General features: G+C 67.7%; 13 protein-coding genes. 5 read left to right on the forward strand and 8 right to left on the reverse strand.

From position 1 onward, the window contains the following. The first annotated feature begins 46 nt into the window (after nt 1-46). The 3 genes from phoB (at nt 47) to N5D30_RS15050 (ending at nt 3,475) form a co-directional block, all read left to right on the forward strand. Nucleotides 47-736 (forward strand): phosphate regulon transcriptional regulator PhoB, encoded by a 690-nt coding sequence (gene phoB, locus N5D30_RS15040; protein WP_043307681.1) that lies wholly within the window; start codon nt 47-49, stop codon nt 734-736. A gap of 72 nt (nt 737-808) precedes the next feature. Beyond that, the gene (gene phoR / locus N5D30_RS15045; RefSeq protein ID WP_262880311.1) at nt 809-2,062 is read left to right on the forward strand and encodes a phosphate regulon sensor histidine kinase PhoR; all 1,254 of its coding nucleotides are present in this window, start codon (nt 809-811) and stop codon (nt 2,060-2,062) included. Nucleotides 2,063-2,134: 72 nt separating this feature from the next. After that, nucleotides 2,135-3,475 (forward strand): hemolysin family protein, encoded by a 1,341-nt coding sequence (locus N5D30_RS15050; RefSeq protein ID WP_220812561.1) that lies wholly within the window; start codon nt 2,135-2,137, stop codon nt 3,473-3,475. Here N5D30_RS15050 and N5D30_RS15055 read toward each other — a convergent pair. The 7 genes from N5D30_RS15055 to N5D30_RS15085 all read right to left on the reverse strand — a co-directional run bounded on the left by N5D30_RS15055 (nt 3,462) and on the right by N5D30_RS15085 (nt 12,265). Beyond that, entirely contained in the window at nt 3,462-5,099 is a 1,638-nt protein-coding gene (locus tag N5D30_RS15055) for a GMC family oxidoreductase N-terminal domain-containing protein (protein ID WP_279909610.1), read from the reverse strand. The genes N5D30_RS15050 and N5D30_RS15055 overlap by 14 nt on opposite strands. 115 nt (nt 5,100-5,214) lie before the next feature. Further along, a complete protein-coding gene (locus N5D30_RS15060; protein WP_279909619.1) occupies nt 5,215-6,018 on the reverse strand; it encodes an ABC transporter ATP-binding protein in 804 nt (267 codons plus the stop codon). A gap of 17 nt (nt 6,019-6,035) precedes the next feature. Then, a complete protein-coding gene (locus N5D30_RS15065; protein ID WP_279909611.1) occupies nt 6,036-6,839 on the reverse strand; it encodes an ABC transporter permease in 804 nt (267 codons plus the stop codon). Between the two features lie 207 nt (nt 6,840-7,046). After that, nucleotides 7,047-8,033: an ABC transporter substrate-binding protein gene (locus tag N5D30_RS15070; protein WP_279909612.1), complete on the reverse strand. Its 987-nt coding sequence runs from the start codon at nt 8,031-8,033 to the stop codon at nt 7,047-7,049. 156 nt (nt 8,034-8,189) lie between these two features. Beyond that, on the reverse strand, nt 8,190-9,560 hold the full coding sequence (locus N5D30_RS15075; protein ID WP_279909613.1) for an aspartate aminotransferase family protein: 1,371 nt from the start codon (nt 9,558-9,560) through the stop codon (nt 8,190-8,192). Nucleotides 9,561-9,651: 91 nt separating this feature from the next. Then, complete coding sequence (locus tag N5D30_RS15080) at nt 9,652-11,145, reverse strand: aldehyde dehydrogenase (protein ID WP_279909614.1); 1,494 nt, start codon at nt 11,143-11,145, stop codon at nt 9,652-9,654. A 319-nt stretch (nt 11,146-11,464) separates the two neighbouring features. After that, the gene (locus tag N5D30_RS15085) at nt 11,465-12,265 is read right to left on the reverse strand and encodes a carbon-nitrogen hydrolase family protein (RefSeq protein WP_279909615.1); all 801 of its coding nucleotides are present in this window, start codon (nt 12,263-12,265) and stop codon (nt 11,465-11,467) included. A 167-nt stretch (nt 12,266-12,432) separates the two neighbouring features. Here N5D30_RS15085 and N5D30_RS15090 point away from each other — a divergent pair, with 167 nt between their 5' ends. After that, the gene (locus N5D30_RS15090; protein WP_220812568.1) at nt 12,433-13,332 is read left to right on the forward strand and encodes a LysR family transcriptional regulator; all 900 of its coding nucleotides are present in this window, start codon (nt 12,433-12,435) and stop codon (nt 13,330-13,332) included. A gap of 261 nt (nt 13,333-13,593) precedes the next feature. Continuing rightward, nucleotides 13,594-13,893 carry a GIY-YIG nuclease family protein gene (locus N5D30_RS15095; protein ID WP_279909616.1) on the forward strand — a complete coding sequence of 100 codons (300 nt, stop codon included), beginning with the start codon at nt 13,594-13,596 and terminating at the stop codon, nt 13,891-13,893. 169 nt (nt 13,894-14,062) lie between these two features. On the opposite strand, the gene argE is transcribed toward N5D30_RS15095, so the two are convergent. Further along, entirely contained in the window at nt 14,063-15,205 is a 1,143-nt protein-coding gene (gene argE, locus N5D30_RS15100) for an acetylornithine deacetylase (protein WP_279909617.1), read from the reverse strand. Between the last annotated feature and the right edge of the window lies 1 nt (nt 15,206).

The raw sequence follows: 15,206 nt of genomic DNA on the forward strand, positions 1-15,206 counted from the left end.
TCTGTTATCTAATGCGGCGCAAGACAGACGACCCGAGGCTCGACCCATGGTTGGCAAGAACATCCTGATCGTTGACGACGAAGCGCCCATCCGAGAGATGATCGCGGTGGCCCTGGAGATGGCCGGCTACGATTGCCTGGAGGCGGAGAACACCCAGCAGGCCCACGCCCTGATCGTGGACCGCAAGCCGGACCTGATCCTGCTCGACTGGATGCTGCCGGGCACCAGCGGCATCGAGCTGGCGCGCCGCCTCAAGCGTGACGAGCTGACCGACGACATCCCGATCATCATGCTCACCGCCAAGGGCGAAGAGGACAACAAGATCCAGGGCCTGGAAGTCGGCGCCGACGACTACATCACCAAGCCCTTCTCGCCACGCGAGCTGGTGGCCCGCCTCAAGGCCGTGCTGCGCCGCACCGGCCCGAGCGACGGCGAGGCGCCGATCGAGGTCGGCGGCCTGCTGCTCGACCCGATCAGCCACCGCGTCACCATCGACGGCAAGCCGGCCGAGATGGGCCCCACCGAATACCGCCTGCTGCAGTTCTTCATGACCCACCAGGAGCGCGCCTACACCCGCGGCCAGCTGCTCGACCAGGTCTGGGGCGGCAACGTCTACGTCGAGGAGCGCACCGTCGACGTGCATATCCGCCGCCTGCGCAAGGCGCTCGGCGAGGCCTACGAGAATCTGGTGCAGACGGTGCGCGGCACCGGCTATCGTTTCTCCACCAAGAGCTGACCCGATCAAGGACGCCCTGCGTTGAACCAGAACTGGCGTGGCGCCATCGGCCGCCATCTGTTGCTGCTGCTGATGGCCTGCGGCCTGCTCGGCCTGATCACCGGCGAGTACGCCTGGGCCCTGGTCGTCGGTATCGGCGGCTACCTGCTGTGGCACCTCAAGCAGCTGCTGCGCCTGCACAAGTGGCTGCGCGAGCGCCAGCCGGACGAGGCGCCGCCCGAAGGATACGGTCTGTGGGGCGAGGTGTTCGACAACATCTACCACCTGCAGCGCCGCGACCAGCGCGTGCGCGGCCGCCTGCAGGCGGTGATCGACCGGGTGCAGGAGTCCACCGCGGCCCTGCGCGACGCGGTGATCATGCTCGACGCCGAAGGCAATCTGGAGTGGTGGAACCTCGCCGCCGAGCAGTTGCTGGGCCTGAAGACGCCCCAGGACAGCGGCCAGTCGATCACCAACCTGGTGCGCCACCCGCGCTTCAAGGACTACTTCGAGGCCGGCCAGTACCAGGAGGCGCTGGAGCTGCCCTCGCCGGTCAACGACCGCCAGCGCCTGCAGCTGCAGATCACCCAGTACGGCAACCACGAACACCTGATGCTGGTCCGCGACGTCACCCGTCTCTACCAGCTGGAACAGATGCGCAAGGACTTCGTCGCCAACGTGTCCCACGAGCTGCGCACCCCGCTGACGGTGATCACCGGTTATCTGGAGACCCTGCTCGACAACGTCGAGGACGTGAATCCGCGCTGGCTGCGTGCCCTGCAGCAGATGCAGCAGCAGGGCGCGCGCATGCAGAACCTGCTCAACGACCTGCTCCTGCTGGCCAAGCTGGAGGCCACCGACTACCCGTCGGACAACCAGCCGGTGGCCGTCGACCTGCTGCTGCTGAGCATCCGCAACGACGCCCAGGCGCTCTCCGGCGCGCGCAGCCACCGGATCAGCCTGGAGGCGGACAACCAGATCCGCCTCAAGGGCAGCGAGGCGGAACTGCGCAGCGCCTTCTCCAACCTGATCTTCAACGCGGTGAAGTACAGCCCCGACGAGAGCGAGATCCGCATCCGCTGGTGGGGCGACGAACAGGGCGCCCACTTCAGCGTGGCCGACAGCGGCATCGGCATCGAGGCCAAGCACCTGCCGCGCCTGACCGAGCGCTTCTACCGGGTCGACTCCAGCCGCGCCTCCAACACCGGCGGCACCGGCCTCGGCCTGGCCATCGTCAAGCACGTGCTGCTGCGCCACCGGGCCCGGCTGGACATCGCCAGCGTGCCGGGCAAGGGCAGCACCTTCACCTGCCATTTCCCGGCCCAGCAGGTAAGCCGACGCGGCTGATGCTCGGCGGCGGCTTGCAATCGCCCTTGCCAGCCGCCAACCTGTAGCGATCTTCCGCCAGCCCCGACCACCATGGACCCTTCCTCGAGTCTTTCCACCTCCGCGTTGTTCGCCGACATCGGCCTCGTCCTGTTCGCCCTCTTCCTCGTTCTGCTCAACGGCTTCTTCGTGGCCGCCGAGTTCGCCATGGTCAAGCTGCGCGCGACCAAGGTGGAAGCCATCGCCGAGCAGCACGGCTGGCGCGGCAACATCCTGCGCACCGTGCACAACCAGCTGGACGCCTACCTCTCCGCCTGCCAGCTGGGCATCACCCTGGCCTCCCTGGGCCTGGGCTGGGTCGGCGAGCCGGCCTTCGCCGAGCTGCTCACGCCGCTGCTGGGCATGATCGGCATCGAGTCGGAGAAGCTGATCCACGGCATCGCCTTCTTCATCGCCTTCTTCATCATTTCCTACCTGCACATCGTGGTCGGCGAGCTGGCGCCCAAGTCCTGGGCGATCCGCAAGCCGGAGCTGCTGTCGCTGTGGACCGCCGCGCCGCTGTACACCTTCTACTGGCTGATGTACCCGGCCATCTACCTGCTCAACGCCAGCGCCAACGCCATCCTGCGCGTCGCCGGCCAGGGCGAGCCGGGACCGCACCACGAGCACCACTACAGCCGTGACGAGCTGAAGCTGATCCTCCACTCCAGCCGCGCCCGCGACCCCAGCGACCAGGACATGCGCGTGCTGGCCTCGGCCGTGGAGATGGGCGAGCTGGAGGTGGTGGACTGGGCCAACTCCCGCGAGGACCTGGTCTACCTCGACCTGGGCGCCCGGCTGGACGAGGTGTTCACCCTGTTCCGCCGGCACAAGTTCAGCCGCTACCCGGTGTACGACGAGGACAGCGCCAGCTTCGTCGGCGTGCTGCACATCAAGGACCTGCTGCTGCAGCTGTCGCTGTTCGAGATGCTGCCGTCGAAGTTCAACCTGGCCGAACTGATGCGCCCGCTGGAGCGGGTCACCAAGCACATGCCGCTGTCCGCCCTGCTGGAGCAGTTCCGCAAGGGCGGCGCGCACTTCGCCCTGGTCGAGGAGGCCGACGGCAAGGTGGTCGGTTTCCTGACCATGGAAGACGTGCTGGAGGTGCTGGTCGGCGACATCCAGGACGAGCACCACAAGGCCGAGCGCGGCCTGCTCGCCTACCAGCCGGGCAAGCTGCTGGTGCGCGGCGACACCCCGCTGTTCAAGATCGAGCGCCTGCTGGGCATCGACCTCGACCATATCGAGGCCGAGACCCTGGCCGGCCTGGTCTACGAGAGCCTGAGCCGCGTCCCGGAAGAGGACGAGGTACTGGAGACCGAGGGCCTGCGCATCACAGTGAAGAAGATGAAGGGGCCCAAGATCGTCCTGGCCAAGGTGCTCAAGCTGGACTGAGCACGGCCACCCGACCCGCCGCCTCGCGCGGCGCGGCAGTGGCGCGGATGAGGTCGGCGGCCTTCTCGCCGATCATGATGCACGGCGCGTTGGTGTTGCCGCTGATCAGCGTCGGCATGATCGAGGCGTCCGCCACGCGCAGGTTGTCCAGGCCGCGCACCTTCAGCTCCGGCGTCACCACCGCCGCGTCGTCCGTGCCCATCTTGCAGGTGCCCACCGGGTGGAACACGGTGGCGGCGCAGTCGCGCAGGTGCGCCAGCAGCTGCTCGTCGCTGCGCACCTGCGGCCCCGGCAGCATTTCCTCGCCGCGAATGGCGTCGAACTCCGGCTGGGCGAGGATGCTGCGCGCCAGCTTGACCCCCTCCACCAGCACCCGGGCATCGGCCTCGTCGCTGAAGAAGTTGAAGTCGATGGCCAGGCTCCTGCCCTCGCCCAGGCGCACCTCGCCGATGCTCTTCGGCCGCAGCACGCAGGTGTGGATGGCGTAGCCGTGGCCCCACTCGAACAGGCGTCCGCGATGGCTGCGATAGCCGGGTACGAAGTGCATCTGCACGTCGGGCAGGCCGTCGGCCAGCGGCGTGCGGGCGAAGCCGCCGGCCTCGACGTAGTTGGTGGTCAGCCAGCCCATCTTCTGCGCCAGGTACTTGAACGGCGAGGCGATGATCTTCGGCAGCGCGCCGAGGGAGAAGCCCAGCGACAGCGGACTCTTCGAGCGCACGGTGACCAGCCCGTCGATGTGGTCCTGGAGGTTCTTGCCCACCCCGGGCAAGTCGACCTTGCAGGCCACGCCGGCGGCCTCCAGCTCGGCCCTGGGGCCGATGCCGGACTTGAGCAGGAGGTGCGGCGAGCCCAGCGAGCCCGCGCAGAGGATGGTCTCGCGGCCGCACCGCAGGGTGCGCCACTGGCCGTTCTCGCGCAGTTCCACGCCGGTGACGCGCCCGCCGTCGAGCAGCAGGCGCTCCACCTCGCAGCCGGTCAGCACGGTGAGGTTCTCACGCTGACGCACTGGCGCGACGAAGGCGCGGTAGCTGGACAGGCGTCTGGCGTCCTTCTGGGTGACGTTGTACAGGCCCACGCCTTCCAGGGTGCCGCCGTTGAAGTCGTCGTTGCGCCTGAGGCCGATGTGCTCGGCGGCGCGGATATAGCGCTCGGACAGCGGGTTGGGGTCGCGCGGCCTGTCCACCAGCAGCTCGCCCTGAGTGCCGTGGTACTGCAGCGACTGGCCGAGGCGGTTGCCTTCGGACTTTTTGAAATAAGGCAGCACGTCGCTCCAGCCCCAGCCGGGGCAGCCGGCGGCCTCCCAGCGGTCGTAGTCGCTGGCGTCGCCGCGGATGTAGATCATGCTGTTCATCGAGCTGGAGCCGCCCAGCGCCCGCCCGCGCGGGGTATGCAGACGGCGCCCGGCCAGGTGCTTCTGCGGCGCGGAGAAATAGTTCCAGCTGAACACCTTGCTCTTGTACAGGGTGATGGTGCCGGCCGGCACCTGCACCCGCGGGCTGGCGTCGCTGCCGCCGGCCTCGATCAGGCACACGCGCACGGCGGGGTCGGCGCTCAGGCGGTTGGCCAGCACGCAGCCGGCCGAGCCGGCGCCGACGATCAGGTAGTCGTATTGGTTTTCTGTCATGGCAACCTCCATGGACGCTCCCGTCTGCGCGGGGATCAAGGTAGGGCGGGTGAAACCCGCGTGCACCGGAGGGCCCCGACGCGGGTTTCACCCGCCCTACGCGCTGCGTGGCCCCTCAGTGCACCTCTTCGAGGTCGTCGTGGAGCAGTTCGAGGATGTGCCGCTTCATGCGGATGAATTCCGGCTCCATCACCACCTCCAGGCTGCGCGGACGCTCGATCGGCACCTGGAGGATTTCCTTGATTCGCCCCGGGCGCGCGCCCATCACGTAGATGCGGTCGGCCAGCAGGATGGCCTCGTCGATGTCGTGGGTGACGAACACCACGGTCTTCTTGCTGTTGCCCCACACCTGCAACAGCAGCTGCTGCATCTGCAGGCGGGTCTGACTGTCCAGCGCGCCGAACGGCTCGTCCATCAGCAGGATCTGCGGGTCGTTGGCCAGCGCACGGGCAATCGCCACGCGCTGCATCATGCCGCCGGAGAGCTGCTTGGGATAATGCTCGGCGAACTTGGCCAGACCCACTTCACCCAGATAGAACTCGACGATGGTGCGGATCTCGTCCTGCGGCAGGCCACGGCGCTTGAGGCCGAACTCGATGTTCTGCCGCACCGTCAGCCAGGGGAACAGGGTGTAGCTCTGGAACACCATGCCGCGATCGGCACCGGGGCCGTCGACCTTCTGCCCGCCGACGTAGATGGCGCCGTCACTCGGCTCGGCGAGCCCGGCGGTGAGGTACAGCAGGCTCGACTTGCCACAGCCGGACGGGCCGACGATGACCGCGAACTGCTGGTCCGGCACCTCGAAGGACACGTTGTCCAGCGCGGTGAAGGTCTCGCCCTTGGGCGACTGGTAACGCAGGCTGACGTTCTCGACCTTGAGCCGCGCGGTGACGTCGGCGTACTGGTCCAGCGCCGGCATGATGTAGGGTTTGGTGGCTACTGCGCCCATGCGGCAATCCTCAGTCGAAGCAGACGGAACAGCTGGTCGGTGATCAGCCCGAGCAGGCCGATGATGGCGATGGCGAGGAAGATCACGTCGACCTGGAAGCCGCGCATGGCCTTCAGGCTGATGTAACCCAGGCCGCTGCTGGCGGCGACCAGCTCGGCCACCACCAGGTAGGTCCAGGCCCAGCCCATGGTCACGCGCAGGGTGTCGAGCACGCCGGGCAGCGAGGCCGGGCCGAGCACATGGAGGACCACGTCGCGGCGGCTGGCGCCGAGGGTGTAGCTGGCGTTGATCAGGTCCTTGGACACGCCCTTGGAGACGTCGGCGATCATCACCAGTTGCTGGAAGAACACGCCGAAGATGATCACCGCCACGCGCTGTTCCAGGCCGATGCCGATCCACAGGATGAACAGCGGCACGAAGCTGGTCACCGGCAGGTAGCGGATGAAGTTCACCAGCGGTTCGATGAAGGCCTGGACGATGCGGAAGCTGCCCATCAGCAGGCCCAGCGGCACCGACACCAGGGAGGAGACGATGAAGCCGATCATCACCACCTCGATGCTTGCCCACACGTGTTTGCCCAGGGTGCCATCGGAGCCCAGGCGCACGGCGGCGTCGACCACCGCGCCGGGCGTCGGCAGGAACATCGACTGCACCACGCCGCCGTAGGACAGACCGGCCCACAGGCCGATCACCAGCAGCCAGCACAGGGTGCTGGCGCCCACAATGAGTCGGCCGGGCAGCTCGACCTTGGGGGTCAGGCAGCGCTGCAGCCAGGATTTTTGCGTGGCCATGCTGCCACCTCTCGAAGCGAAAATTGAACGACGGGAGCAGCGCGCGGCCGCTCCCGGTGGCGCGTTAGAACCTGTTTACGATCTCGCGAGCTAGAGATAAACGGTGGCGAAAACGGCCGAGGACGCGGAGTTTACGGGCAGTAAATGAGCAGTCCGAGGCTGTTTTCAACGCCGTTTAGCCGACGCGCAGCAGATCGTAAAAAGGTTCTATGGCGTGACGAAGCGGGTATCGACCAGGTCTTCGTATTTCACGTCGTAGGTCTTGCCCTGCAGCTGGGTCCAGGTCTCGTTGGCCAGCTTGATGATGCCGGCGATGTCGCCCTCTTTACCCGGGGTGCCGAGCAGCTTCTCGCTCATCGCCTGGTCGTAGAACTTCACGCCCTTGGCGGCCTCGGCCAGGTCCTTGGGATCGGACAGGTAGCCGCCGACGCCCTTAGCCATGATCTCGTGGGCCTTGTCCGGGTTGTTCTTGGCGAACTCGACCGCCTTGTACAGGCCCTTGACCAGCGCCTTGACGTCGTCCGGCTGCTTGTCGATGACGTCGCAGGACAGCGCCACCACGTCGACGATCACGCCGGGGGTCTCGCTGGAGTCGATCAGCACCTTGCCCTGGCCCTTCTGCTTGACCAGCGACAGGTGCGGCTCCCAGGTCACCGCCGCCGGTACGCGGCCGGCGATGAAGGCAGTGGCCGCATCGTCGGCGGTCATGTTCTGCACTTCCAGGTCGCTCATGTTCATGCCCTTCTGCTTGAGCAGGTAGCTCAGCCAGAACTGCGACACCGAACCTTCGTTGACCGCCACGGCCTGGCCTTTCAGCTGATCCAGGCTGGTCACGTCCTTGCCCACCAGCACGCCGTCGCCGCCGTGGGATTCGTCGAGCGCGGCCACTGCCTTGAAGCAGAAGTCCTTGGAGCGGTACTTGAGGATTTCGTCGATGGTCGAGGCGGAGCCGGAAATCTTGCCGGAGGCCTGGGCCGCCATGTACATGGCCGACTCCTCGATCACGGTGAACTCCACGTCCAGGCCCTGCTCCTTGAAGTAGCCAAGGTCGCGAGCCAGGTACAGGGTGCCGTAGCCAACCCAGGTGGTGTGACCGAGGGACAGGGTGCCCGCCTGCGCGGTGGCGGCCAGGCCCAGGACCAGGCCGGCGCCGAGGGCGGTACGGGCGAAACGGTTGCGCAAGGTGTTGATCATGGAGCTCTCCACAGCCTGACGGCAGATTTGTTGGTGTATGTGTGGCAGGGCTGGCCAGTGGCCGAATGCGTCCCCACGCCGGCCCGCAAACGGCCGGCGGCTCTCTTCGTTGCAGCGCCCTCTGCGGGGCTTTTCTGACTTACAGCGGATATGGCGTTACAGCAGGTTCAGTTCGCGGCCGGTGCGGTCCACGGCGCGGCGGGTCTTGTCGACCAGCTCCTCCAGTTCGGCGCGGGTGGCGACCAGGGCCGGGGCCATGATCATGCGGCCGAGGGTGGAGCGAATGATCAGGCCCTCGTCGAAGCCGACGGTGCGGCAATGCCAGGCGATGTCGTTCTCGTTGGCGAAGCGCTTGCGGCTGCCCTTGTCCTCGGCGAACTGCAGCGCGGCGACCAGGCCGGTACCCTGAACATCACCGATCAGTGGGTGGTCCTTGAAGGTCTCGCGCAGCAGCTGCTGCAGGTAGGGGCCGGTGTCGGCCTTGACCGTGTCGACGATCTTCTCGTCGCGCAGCGCGGTGAGGTTGGCGATGGCCACGGCGGCGGCCACCGGGTGGCCGGCGTAGGTCAGGCCGTGGGCGAACACGCCGCCCTCCTGCACCAGCGCATCGGCGATGCGCTTGCCCAGTACCAGGCCGCCCATAGGGATGTAGCCGGAGGTGAGGCCCTTGGCGATGGTCAGGGTGTCCGGCTCGAAGCCGAAGTGCTGGTGGGCGAACCATTCGCCGGTACGGCCGAAGCCGCCGATCACTTCGTCGGCGCACAGCAGCACGTCGTACTGGCGGCAGATGCGCTGCACCTCGGCCCAGTAACTGGCCGGCGGGAAGATCATGCCGCCGGCGCCCTGGAAGGGTTCGGCGACGAAGGCGGCGACGTTCTCGGCGCCCAGTTCGAGGATCTTGGCTTCCAGCTCGCGGGCGGCCTTGAGACCGAAGGCCTCTTCGGACAGCTCGCCGCCCTCGGCGAACCAGTACGGCTCACCGATGTGGGCGAAGTCCGGCAGCATTCCGCCCATCTCGTGCATGAAGCCCATGCCGCCGAGCGCGGTGCTGCCCAGGGTGGAGCCGTGGTAGCCGTTCCAGCGACCGATCATGATCTTCTTCTGCGGCTTGCCGACCACCTGCCAGTAGCGGCGCACGGCGCGGATCAGCACCTCGTTGGCCTCGGAACCGGAGTTGGTGTAGATGGCGTGGCTGTAGTGCTTGGGCAGCAGGCTGAAAAGCAGCTCGGACAGCTCGACCACGCGCGGGTGCGTGGTGTGGAAGAACAGGTTGTAGTACGGCAGCTCGGCCAGCTGGCGGGTGGCTGCGGCGTTCAGGTCTTCGCGACCGTAGCCCAGCGCGGTGCACCACAGGCCGGACATGCCGTCGAGGTAGCGCTTGCCCTCGGTATCCCACAGATTCAGGCCCTGGCCCTTGGCGATCACCAGCGCGCCCTTCTCGTTGAGCGCCTTCTGGTCGAGGAAGGCATGGATGTGGTGGGCCGCATCCAGTGCCTGGTATTCCTGGGTGGTGTACTTGGCAGTCATTGCAGGGTCTCCGCTGAATCTGGGGCGGTAGGGTGCGCCGTGCGCACCGCCCTCGGTCTGTCTCGGGGCCATCCGGTGCGCGTGGCGCACCCTACGGACGCAGTTGGAACCAGGTGGTTTTGAGCTGGGTGTATTTGTCGAACGAGTGCAGCGACAGGTCGCGGCCGAAGCCGGATTGCTTGCCGCCGCCGAAGGGGGTGCAGGGGTCCAGGGCATCGACGGTGTTGACCGACACGGTGCCGGCACGCAGGCGGCGGGCCACCCGGTGGGCGCGGTTGAGGTCGTCGCTCCACAGCGAGGCGGCCAGGCCGTAGATGCTGTCGTTGGCCAGGGCCACGGCTTCATCCTCGGAGTCGAACGGCAGCACGGCCAGCACCGGGCCGAACACTTCCTCGCAGGCCAGGCGGCTGTCGGCGGCCACGCCGGTGAAGATGGTCGGCGCGACGAAGTTGTCCGAGCCGTTGAAGCTCAGTTGCTTGCCACCGCAGACCAGGCTCGCGCCCTCGGCCTGGGCGCCACGAATGAAGTCCATGACCCGCGCGGTCTGCCGCGTATCGACGATGGCGCCGGCGCGACTGGCCGGGTCCAGCGGGTCGCCCGGCAGCCAGTCGCGGGCCTTGGCCTGCAGGCGCTCGACGAATTCGTCGTGGATCGAGCTCTGCACCAGCAGGCGCGAGTTGGCCGAGCACACTTCGCCCTGATTGAAGAAGATGCCGAAGGCGGCCTTGCTCGCCGCCAGGTCGAGGTCCTGGCAGTCGGCGAACACCAGGTTGGCGCTCTTGCCGCCGCACTCCAGCCAGACCTGCTTGAGGTTGGACTGCGCCGAGTAGCCCATGAAGTATTTGCCGACTTCGGTGGAGCCGGTGAAGGCCAGGCAGTCGACATCCATGTGCAGGCCCAGGGCCTTGCCGGCGCTCTCGCCGAGGCCGGGCACCACGTTGAGCACGCCCTCCGGGATGCCGGCCTCCAGGGCCAGCTCGGCCAGGCGCAGGGCGGAGAACGGCGACTGCTCGGCGGGCTTGAGCACCACCGAGTTGCCGGCGGCCAGCGCCGGGGCCAGCTTCCAGGCAGCCATGTCCAGCGGGAAGTTCCACGGCACCACCGCGGCGACCACGCCGAGCGCTTCGCGGGTGATGGTGGCGAGGGCGTCCGGCGCGGTCGGCGCGACCTGGTCGTAGAGTTTGTCGAGGCTCTCGGCGTACCAGCGGAACACGCCGGCGGCGCCGGGCACGTCGATGTTCCAGGCGTCCATCACCGGCTTGCCCATGTTCAGCGAGTCGAGCAGGGCCAGTTCGTCACGGTTGGCCAGGATCAGCTCGGCCAGGCGCAGCAGCTTCTGCTGACGCTCACGCGGGGCGCAGCGTGACCAGACGCCGGACTCGAAGCTGTCACGGGCGGCGCGCACCGCCAGGTCGACCTCGGCCTCGCCGCAGGCGGCGACATTGGCCAGCAGGCGGCCGGTGGCCGGATCGATGGAGGCGAAGGTGGCGCCGGAGGCGGCTGCGACACGGCGACCGCCGATGATGGCCTGGTCGATGAAACGTTGTTCGCTTGCGCGCCGTTGCCAGTCGTTGAGTTGCAGCACCCTGATTCTCCCGAACCGATCCTGTGGCTTGATGCGAACCGATGGTGGCCCAAGGCAGGGGTTAGGAAAATTATTAAAAATGTCATCGGGACATACGAAAAAGCTGGTTATGCACGCACCACCACGGGGCGCTCCGCCAGCTTGTTGTGCACGCCCGCTGCACTCCTCCACACGCGGGGCGCGAGAAGGCCATGCGAGTTGTCGCGAAGGCCCTGACACACCTGCATCCGGTGTTTTTCAGGCACGCCGGCGCGCGGTCCGTAGAGCGGCCGGTTCACGGCCCGAGCAGGAGATCGCGTGCGCCATCAGGGCGCACGCCCTAGTCCTCGACCAGGGCGCCGTAGAGGTCCGGCCGACGCCCTTCCAGATAAGGGAAGGTGTGCCGCCACTGCTCGCGCGGCGAACGGTCCAGGTCGACCAGCAGCAGGGCCTCACCGCCGGCCACCGCGCCCAGGCGCTGGCCGTCCGGCGCGGCCACGCAGGAGCCGCCGAGATAGGCCAGGCCGTTCTCCACGCCGCTGTGGTTGCAGTAGGCGACGAATAGCTGGTTCTCCACCGCCCGGGTCGGCACGATCAGCTCCGGCACCGCGCGGTATTCCGAGGTCAGCGCGGTGGGGATCAGCACCAGCTCGGCGCCGGCCAGGGCGTGGCTGCGCACGTTCTCCGGGAACTCCACGTCGAAGCAGATCAGCAGGGCGATGCGCCAGCCGTCCAGCTCGACGGGCGCCTCCAGCCGGTCGCCGGCCTGGAACAGCTCGCGCTCCATCGGCCCGAACAGGTGGGTCTTGCGGTAGTGCGCGACGCGCCGGCCGTCGGCGTCGATCACCTGCGCCGAGTTGTACGGCTTGCCGCCCGCCGGGTCGCGCTCCGCATAGCCGTAGCACACCGCCACGCCATGCTCTCGACACAGCGCGGCGATGCGCTGCGCCGCCGGGCCGTCGGCGGGTTCGGCCAGCGCCGCCATCCGCTGCGGCACGTGGTAGCCGCCCAGCCACAGCTCGGGGCACAGCAGCAGGCGGGCACCCGCCGCGGCGGCCGCGCGCAGCTGGCCGTCGAGCGCCGCCAGGTTGGCCTCGATGTCGGCGGGAAAGCCTTGGGTCTGCCAGAGGGCGAGGCGCATCTGTGGTTCTCCTGTCGTCGGTCGTGTACGGCTCTTGCAAGCAGGATACCCACCGGCCGGCATCGACGAGCCAGGAAAAATGTCGTCGCTGCCGAGCAAAATGTTCACTCGTCACATCTTGGTCTGCGGCTAAGGTGGGCGAAAAACAAGATCGTCCGAGGTTTTGCGTGGCTTCTTACACCCTGCGTCAATTGAGGTATTTCGTCACCACCGTGGAGTGCGGCAGCGTCGCCGAGGCGTCGCGCAAGCTGTACATCGCCCAGCCCTCCATCTCCACCGCGGTCAAGGGCCTGGAGGAAAGCTTCGGCGTGCAGCTGCTGATCCGCCATCACGCCCAGGGCGTGTCGCTCACCCCGGGCGGCGCGCGCTTCTACCGCAAGGCCCAGGAGCTGCTGCGCATGGCCCGGGAGTTCGAGCAGAACGCCCTGGCCGACAACGACGTGGTGGCCGGGCAGATCGACATCGGCTGCTTCGAGACGGTCGCGCCGCTGTACCTGCCACGCCTGATCGCCGGCTTCCGCGAACGCTACCCGGGCGTGGAGATCCGCCTGCACGACGGCGAACAGCAGGAGCTGGTGCAGGGGCTGACCGGCGGCCGCTTCGACCTGGCGATCTTCTACGAGCACGACCTCGACGGCACCATCGAGACCGAGCCGCTGATGCCGCCGCAGCGCCCCTACGCCCTGCTGCCGGAGGACCACCGCTTCGCCGGGCAGAAGGAAGTCTCGCTGCGCGACCTGGCGCTGGAGCCGATGATCCTGCTCGACGTGCTACCCAGCCGCACCTACTTCGTGAGCATCTTCGAGGAGCTGGGGCTGTCGCCGAACATCGTCTTCAGCTCGCCGTCGATCGAGATGGTACGCGGCATGGTCGGCCAGGGCTTCGGCTTCTCGGTGCTGGTCACCCGCCCGCACTGCAACACCACCTACGACGGCCGCAAGGTGGTCTGCGTGAACATCGTCGAGGACGTCACCGGCTCCGGCCTGGTCGCCGGCTGGCTCAAGCGCGCCCACCTGACCAAGCCGGCGCAGCTGTTCGTCGATTACTGCAAGGAGCAGCTGGGGTGAGGGCGGAGGTTGAGGTGGGGATGGTTGGCGAAGGGGCGTTCGAGAGAGGCATGCTGATTGTGCGTGGCCCCGCTGGATTCCCGCCTGCGCGGGAATGACGGGGTAGAGGGGATGGCACGGAGTCTTCCACCCACTCCGTCATTCCCGCGCAGGCGGGAACCCAGGCAGGCAACTCCACCCCCACCTGAACAACGAGGCAACCCCGGCCACCAGCGACTAGACTCGCCGCCAAAGGAACACCAACGTCCAGGAAGGACACCCATGCCCAGGCAACCTGCCGTCTACATCCTCGCCAGCCAGCGCAATGGCACGCTCTATATCGGCGTCACCAGCCACCTGCTCAAACGCATCTGGGAACACCGCAACGACTGCGTCGAGGGCTTCACCCGCCGCTATGGCGTGCACCAGCTGGTCTACTACGAGATGCACGAGAACATGCCCGCCGCCATCGAGCGCGAGAAGCGGCTGAAGAAGTGGCGACGGGAATGGAAGCTGCGCCTGATCGAGGCGGGCAACCCCGGGTGGCGGGACTTGTGGGAGGAGATCGTGGGGCAGGCTTGAGGCCTGCTGGCTTTTAATTGGGTTCCCGCCTTCGCGGGAATGACGGAAGTGGGCGGGACAGCACAGTGCCAAATCCCCTACCCCGTCATTCCCGATCCCTACCCGTCATTCCCGATCCCTACCCGTCATTCCCGCGAAGGCGGGAATCCAGCGACGCCCCCGCAGCAGCCTAGGCCTCAGGCACCCGCATCCACTCCACCAACCGCGCCAGCAGCGCATCGCACTGCGCCAGCTGATCGAGGCTGACGTACTCGTCCGCCTTGTGGCCCTGGTCCATGCTGCCGGGGCCGCAGATGACGGTGGCGATGCCGGCCTCGTCGAACAGGCCGCCCTCGGTGCCGAAGGCCACGGTGGAGAAGTCCTCGTGGCCGCAGAGCAGCGCCAGCAGGCGCGCCGCCTCGCTGCTCGGCCCGGTGAGCAGGCCGGGGTAGCTGGAGAGTTCGCTGAAGCGGATGTCGCTGGTCGCGCTCACCGCGCGCATGCGCGGCAGCAACTCGCGCTCGGCGTAGTCGCGCAGTTCGGCGGCGACCCGTTGCGGATCGTCGGCCGGCAGCGCGCGCATCTCGAAGTCGAAGCGGCATTCGGCCGGGACGATGTTGAGCGCCCGGCCACCCTGGATGACGCCGGTCTGCACGGTGGAGAACGGTGGGTCGAATCGCGCGTCGTGGCGCTCGGGGGCCGCCAGGCGCGTACCGATCTCGCCGAGGCGGCCGATCAGACTGGCCGCGTATTCGATGGCGTTGACCCCCTGCGGCGCGTAGGCCGAGTGGCAGGCCGCGCCGTGCACCTCGCAGCGCATCGCCAGCTTGCCCTTGTGGCCGAGCACCGGGCGCATGGCGGTGGGTTCGCCGATGATGCAGATGGCCGGCCGCTCCGGGCTGGCGCGCAGGTGCTCGACCAGGCTGCGCACGCCGAGGCAGCCGACCTCCTCGTCGTAGGAGAGGGCGATGTGCAGCGGCAGGCGCAGCGGCCGGGCGAGGAAGGCCGGGACGGCGGCCAGCACACAGGCGATGTAGCCCTTCATGTCGGCCGTGCCGCGGCCGTACAGGCGGCCGTCGCGCTCGGTCAGTGCAAAGGCCGGCAGCGTCCATTGCTGGCCGTCCGCCGGCACCACGTCGCTGTGGCCGGAGAGCATCACGCCGCCCGGTCCGGAAGGGCCGATGCGGGCGTACAGGTTGGCCTTGCTGCGGTCGTGGTTGAACAGCAACTCGCTCTCGACGCCCAGGCCGGCCAGGTAGGCGCGCACATGGTCGATCAGCGCCAGGTTGGACAGGCGGCTGGTGGTGTCGAAGGCGATCAGGTCGGCGAGCAGG

The sequence above is a fragment of the Pseudomonas sp. GD03875 genome, from assembly GCF_029840585.1.
In the GTDB taxonomy this organism is placed as follows: domain Bacteria; phylum Pseudomonadota; class Gammaproteobacteria; order Pseudomonadales; family Pseudomonadaceae; genus Aquipseudomonas; species Aquipseudomonas paralcaligenes.

Excerpts from the sequence above, each read along its gene's own strand:
- N5D30_RS15050 (WP_220812561.1), top strand. The coding sequence starts at position 2,135 with ATGGACCCTTCCTCGAGTCTTTCCACCTCCGCGTTGTTCGCCGACATC.
- N5D30_RS15055 (WP_279909610.1), bottom strand. The coding sequence starts at position 5,099 with ATGACAGAAAACCAATACGACTACCTGATCGTCGGCGCCGGCTCGGCC.
- N5D30_RS15095 (WP_279909616.1), top strand. The coding sequence starts at position 13,594 with ATGCCCAGGCAACCTGCCGTCTACATCCTCGCCAGCCAGCGCAATGGC.
- N5D30_RS15075 (WP_279909613.1), bottom strand. The coding sequence starts at position 9,560 with ATGACTGCCAAGTACACCACCCAGGAATACCAGGCACTGGATGCGGCC.
- N5D30_RS15085 (WP_279909615.1), bottom strand. The coding sequence starts at position 12,265 with ATGCGCCTCGCCCTCTGGCAGACCCAAGGCTTTCCCGCCGACATCGAG.
- N5D30_RS15065 (WP_279909611.1), bottom strand. The coding sequence starts at position 6,839 with ATGGCCACGCAAAAATCCTGGCTGCAGCGCTGCCTGACCCCCAAGGTC.
- N5D30_RS15060 (WP_279909619.1), bottom strand. The coding sequence starts at position 6,018 with ATGCCGGCGCTGGACCAGTACGCCGACGTCACCGCGCGGCTCAAGGTC.
- N5D30_RS15070 (WP_279909612.1), bottom strand. The coding sequence starts at position 8,033 with ATGATCAACACCTTGCGCAACCGTTTCGCCCGTACCGCCCTCGGCGCC.
- phoB (WP_043307681.1), top strand. The coding sequence starts at position 47 with ATGGTTGGCAAGAACATCCTGATCGTTGACGACGAAGCGCCCATCCGA.
- phoR (WP_262880311.1), top strand. The coding sequence starts at position 809 with ATGGCCTGCGGCCTGCTCGGCCTGATCACCGGCGAGTACGCCTGGGCC.